The sequence below is a fragment of the Aeromonas sp. QDB23 genome (assembly GCF_027707745.1).
GTDB lineage: Bacteria > Pseudomonadota > Gammaproteobacteria > Enterobacterales > Aeromonadaceae > Aeromonas > Aeromonas allosaccharophila.
Map to the genome: position 1 here is coordinate 1 of NZ_JAPCJA010000117.1, position 3,383 is coordinate 3,383.

A 3,383-nucleotide genomic window follows, 5' to 3' on the forward strand; every position below is an offset into this window, starting at 1 on the left:
TCACATAGCCAGTCACAATAAATCAATCACTTAGCAGTCTGAATGTCGCATTTGGACGGAAAATCCCTAGAACCCCATTTAGTAACATTTTTGCAACCGTCCGAAATGTTATAAATTATCAGACATAGTAAAACGGCTTCGTTTGAGTGTCCATTAAATCGTCATTTTGGCATAATAGACACATCGTGTCTGATATTCGATTTAAGGTACATTTTATGCGAATTTTTGGTTATGCGCGGGTCTCAACCAGCCAGCAGTCCCTCGATATTCAGATCAGAGCGCTCAAAGATGCAGGGGTAAAAGCTAACCGCATCTTTACCGACAAGGCATCCGGCAGTTCAACAGATCGGGAAGGGCTGGATTTGCTGAGGATGAAGGTGGAGGAAGGTGATGTCATTCTGGTGAAGAAGCTCGACCGTCTTGGCCGCGACACCGCCGACATGATCCAACTGATAAAAGAGTTTGATGCTCAGGGTGTCGCGGTTCGGTTTATTGACGACGGGATCAGTACCGACGGTGATATGGGGCAAATGGTGGTCACCATCCTGTCGGCTGTGGCACAAGCTGAACGCCGGAGGATCCTAGAGCGCACGAATGAGGGCCGACAGGAAGCAAAGCTGAAAGGAATCAAATTTGGCCGCAGGCGTACCGTGGACAGGAACGTCGTGCTGACGCTTCATCAGAAGGGCACTGGTGCAACGGAAATTGCTCATCAGCTCAGTATTGCCCGCTCCACGGTTTATAAAATTCTTGAAGACGAAAGGGCCTCGTGATACGCCTATTTTTGACATGAGCGTGGGTCTCGCGGTATCATTGCAGCACTGGGGCCAGATGGTAAGCCCTCCCGTATCGTAGTTATCTACACGACGGGGAGTCAGGCAACTATGGATGAACGAAATAGACAGATCGCTGAGATAGGTGCCTCACTGATTAAGCATTGGTAACTGTCAGACCAAGTTTACTCATATATACTTTAGATTGATTTAAAACTTCATTTTTAATTTAAAAGGATCTAGGTGAAGATCCTTTTTGATAATCTCATGACCAAAATCCCTTAACGTGAGTTTTCGTTCCACTGAGCGTCAGACCCCTAATCCCAGCTGTAGCGGCCTGATTACATCCGGCCGCTACACCTAGCTCCACCTTCAAACAAGGAATATCGTTGATGTCACTGTATCGCCGTCTAGTTCTGCTGTCTTGTCTCTCATGGCCGCTGGCTGGCTTTTCTGCCACCGCGCTGACCAACCTCGTCGCGGAACCATTCGCTAAACTCGAACAGGACTTTGGCGGCTCCATCGGTGTGTACGCGATGGATACCGGCTCAGGCGCAACTGTAAGTTACCGCGCTGAGGAGCGCTTCCCACTGTGCAGCTCATTCAAGGGCTTTCTTGCTGCCGCTGTGCTGGCTCGCAGCCAGCAGCAGGCCGGCTTGCTGGACACACCCATCCGTTACGGCAAAAATGCGCTGGTTCCGTGGTCACCCATCTCGGAAAAATATCTGACAACAGGCATGACGGTGGCGGAGCTGTCCGCGGCCGCCGTGCAATACAGTGATAACGCCGCCGCCAATTTGTTGCTGAAGGAGTTGGGCGGCCCGGCCGGGCTGACGGCCTTCATGCGCTCTATCGGCGATACCACGTTCCGTCTGGACCGCTGGGAGCTGGAGCTGAACTCCGCCATCCCAGGCGATGCGCGCGATACCTCATCGCCGCGCGCCGTGACGGAAAGCTTACAAAAACTGACACTGGGCTCTGCACTGGCTGCGCCGCAGCGGCAGCAGTTTGTTGATTGGCTAAAGGGAAACACGACCGGCAACCACCGCATCCGCGCGGCGGTGCCGGCAGACTGGGCAGTCGGAGACAAAACCGGAACCTGCGGAGTGTATGGCACGGCAAATGACTATGCCGTCGTCTGGCCCACTGGGCGCGCACCTATTGTGTTGGCCGTCTACACCCGGGCGCCTAACAAGGATGACAAGCACAGCGAGGCCGTCATCGCCGCTGCGGCTAGACTCGCGCTCGAGGGATTGGGCGTCAACGGGCAGTAAGGCTCTGAAAATCATCTATTGGCCCACCACCGCCGCCCTTGCGGGCGGCATGGATTACCAACCACTGTCACATTTAGGCTAGGAGTCTGCGCGGCAGAGCCGTGTGACCGGTTTTCTGTAGAGCACTGACGATGGCGGCGGCGCTCTCTGCAATTGGCAAGGCGTCGGCGCCAAGGATACCAATCTTGCGGCGCGCGGCGTGTTATGACGACTGGGGTGCATTTGAGCCGCCCCATTTAACCTTCGCCCTCACAGATACGCCATTCGCCTCAGATTTAGCGCCATGCAGACGAGCTTCCACTCGGCTTGCACCTTGTCCAGGCCCCTCATGCTGAACTGACGCAATCCCATCACCGCCTTGATCCAACCATTCGGAGCCTCCACGATCGACTTGCGCCGGCGGTAAGCTGCATCGCCTTGCTCCGTTTTCAATTTCGCCGCAATCGCCGCCGTATGCGGATGGGTCTTGGCATTGACCTTGGCATCTTCACGTCCCTCGCGGCCGAGGGCAACGATGACATCGCCGTGGTGATCGGCGACCTTTGCCAGAACAGCCTCACTACGGAATCCCGCATCCGCCAGCGTCTGGGCCGGCATTTCTCCGGTGTTGGCCTGAACTGCTGCCAGCATGCCCAGCAGCGCCTGACTGTCCGCGGCGCAGTTGGTCAACTCCGCCGCCACGATGATCTGGTGCTCGGCATCGACCGCTGTGTACCCGTTGTAGCTCTGCTCGGAGCCACCACCGGCGTGTTTCATGATCCGGCTGTCCGGATCGGTGAAGCTTTCCTGATCACGGTCATCCGGCACACCAAACTCGCGTTTGTACGAGCCACCGCCCTTGTCCGAGCCATCCGGATGGCGAGGCCGGCGGCCATCGTCTTCGCTGCGCCCCCGGGCCTGGTCCGCTTCACGCTGGCGCGCTTCCAGGCGCGCCTTTGCCGCCTGGATCGCCTCCAGGCGCTTCTCGCGGCGAGAAATCTCGGCAGGAATGTCCAGCTCCGGCTCGTTACGCTCCTGGTCGTCGGTAGCCTTGGCGCGATCAAGCAGCGCCTTGATCTCGCAATGCAATTCGTCCTCGGCCGGCTTCATGCGCTTATAGCTCATCGCCTTGTGGTCGCCATGTTTGGCGGCTTCGTATTCAGGTTCTTTAGAGAGATCCTTTAGATCGCCGTTCCTCACTACTGCCGGGAAGTCTCCCCAGGGAGCACGTTCGGCCTTATGTTCGGTCATGGTTTCAATCCCGGTCAGCGTCCCATATAGGGGTTCTAGGGATTTTCCGTCCAAAAACGACAAAGTGCTCTGGAGGCCACGCCGTCCGCGGCCTCCAGAGGGGTAT

The 3,383-nt window shown here is 56.3% G+C and carries 2 protein-coding genes and 1 pseudogene; 2 read left to right on the top strand and 1 reads right to left on the bottom strand.

The features are described 5' to 3' along the window. The first annotated feature begins 215 nt into the window (after nt 1–215). Both PG888_RS22550 and PG888_RS22560 read left to right on the top strand, forming a co-directional pair. Nucleotides 216–773 (top strand): recombinase family protein, encoded by a 558-nt coding sequence (locus PG888_RS22550; protein ID WP_001217881.1) that lies wholly within the window; start codon nt 216–218, stop codon nt 771–773. A 392-nt stretch (nt 774–1,165) separates the two neighbouring features. Further along, complete coding sequence (locus PG888_RS22560) at nt 1,166–2,047, top strand: carbapenem-hydrolyzing class A beta-lactamase KPC-2 (RefSeq protein ID WP_004199234.1); 882 nt, start codon at nt 1,166–1,168, stop codon at nt 2,045–2,047. A 249-nt stretch (nt 2,048–2,296) separates the two neighbouring features. On the opposite strand, the pseudogene PG888_RS22565 reads toward PG888_RS22560, so the two are convergent. Then, nucleotides 2,297–3,160: pseudogene (locus tag PG888_RS22565) on the bottom strand (IS1182-like element ISKpn6 family transposase); the annotation flags it as partial. Nucleotides 3,161–3,383: the final 223 nt, after the last annotated feature.

Excerpts from the sequence above, each read along its gene's own strand:
- PG888_RS22560 (WP_004199234.1), top strand. The coding sequence starts at position 1,166 with ATGTCACTGTATCGCCGTCTAGTTCTGCTGTCTTGTCTCTCATGGCCG.
- PG888_RS22550 (WP_001217881.1), top strand. The coding sequence starts at position 216 with ATGCGAATTTTTGGTTATGCGCGGGTCTCAACCAGCCAGCAGTCCCTC.